Origin of the sequence: Limnospira sp. (assembly GCF_051859755.1) — a bacterium.
GTDB lineage: Bacteria > Cyanobacteriota > Cyanobacteriia > Cyanobacteriales > Microcoleaceae > Limnospira > Limnospira fusiformis.
The window spans coordinates 37,762-38,940 of sequence record NZ_JBIMLI010000011.1; the positions used below are offsets into that span (position 1 = coordinate 37,762).

Annotated in this window: 2 protein-coding genes; both read right to left on the bottom strand. The window is 46.5% G+C overall.

The genetic code is table 11. The features are described 5' to 3' along the window. Positions 1-117 precede the first annotated feature (117 nt). Entirely contained in the window at positions 118-561 is a 444-nt protein-coding gene (locus ACTIE0_RS03580; RefSeq protein WP_006620624.1) for a type II toxin-antitoxin system VapC family toxin, read from the bottom strand. Beyond that, complete coding sequence (locus ACTIE0_RS03585) at positions 561-821, bottom strand: hypothetical protein (protein ID WP_006620625.1); 261 nt, start codon at positions 819-821, stop codon at positions 561-563. Before ACTIE0_RS03585 ends, ACTIE0_RS03580 begins: the two co-directional genes overlap by 1 nt. Positions 822-1,179: the final 358 nt, after the last annotated feature.

A 1,179-nucleotide genomic window follows, 5' to 3' on the forward strand; every position in this document is an offset into this window, starting at 1 on the left:
CTAAATCTGGCTCCCACAGAGGGAGAGGGACTTGGAGAGGTGATAATATGATTTCTGAACAGGCTGTAAGATACCAAAGCGATCGCCCTAAACCCCCTTTCTTTTGCTGCCCAAAATTTACGATCGCACATCCATCGGATGCACTGCCATCACTTCCCCATAGCGGGCAAAATCCCTGATATTAAAAGTCAGAATATGAGTCAATCCATGTATCAGCATTGCTGCCACCAACCGCGCATCATGGACATTAACTCCCCTCACCCCATAAGTCAGCACCAACCTTTCCCACTCCGAATAAATGGCTAACCTATCCGGTAATAGCAAAAAAAGCCCTTTTAATCGATTGACTTCAGCAGCCGCTTCCGTTGGGGTATGTCCTAAACCATTCTTATCTACAGGGCGGGTGTAAACATTCCAAAACTCGATTAAATTTTGGGGAATGATACAAACATCTCCCCCTTGTGCAAGCAGAATATTTGTCGCTGTTACTGCATCGGCGTACATGGAATGATTAGCGTCTGCACTCCGCAACAGAATATTAGTATCAATCAAAAATGACATTAACCCCTTTCTCCATAAATGCTTTCTCGGCTAATCGCTTCATCGGATAAAGAGGGCTGGTTGCGCGGGTGACTCGCTGCCCATTCCCGAAACGCTTTCGCCCTTTCTTCTGGAGTCGCCGTTTCATAAAAAGGACGATCTTTCCCCGCCGCTGAGGTTTCCTGCTGGCGTGCTTTCAGCTTCTCCTCTAAAAGCGATCGCTCTTCTGGGGAAAGCGATTGAACCACTAGGGCTAAAGATTCCACTAATTTAATATTCATAAACTCTCCTATCCCTGAGAAACCCGGTTTTTTATCTACATCTTAGCCAAAGTAGGTTGGTGTAGGTTGGTGTAGGTTGGGTGAAGCATAGCGAAACCCAACACCCCGTGGGTCAACATATACCCCTTTCCAAGGCCAAGAAACCCGGTTTTTTCAAAAAACCGGGTTTCTGAGAACCTCCTTGGGGGAACCCAACACCCTGTGGGAAACATATACCCGCTGTTGGGTTCCGTTGCACTCCACCCAACCTACCCAGAGCTAATTTAATATTCATAAACTTTCCTATCCCTGAGAAACCCGGTTTTTTATCTACATCTTAGCCAAAGTAGGTTGGTGTAGGTTGGTGTAGGTTGGGTGA

Coding starts and splice junctions, on each gene's coding strand:
- ACTIE0_RS03580 (WP_006620624.1), bottom strand. CDS start 561: ATGTCATTTTTGATTGATACTAATATTCTGTTGCGGAGTGCAGACGCT.
- ACTIE0_RS03585 (WP_006620625.1), bottom strand. CDS start 821: ATGAATATTAAATTAGTGGAATCTTTAGCCCTAGTGGTTCAATCGCTT.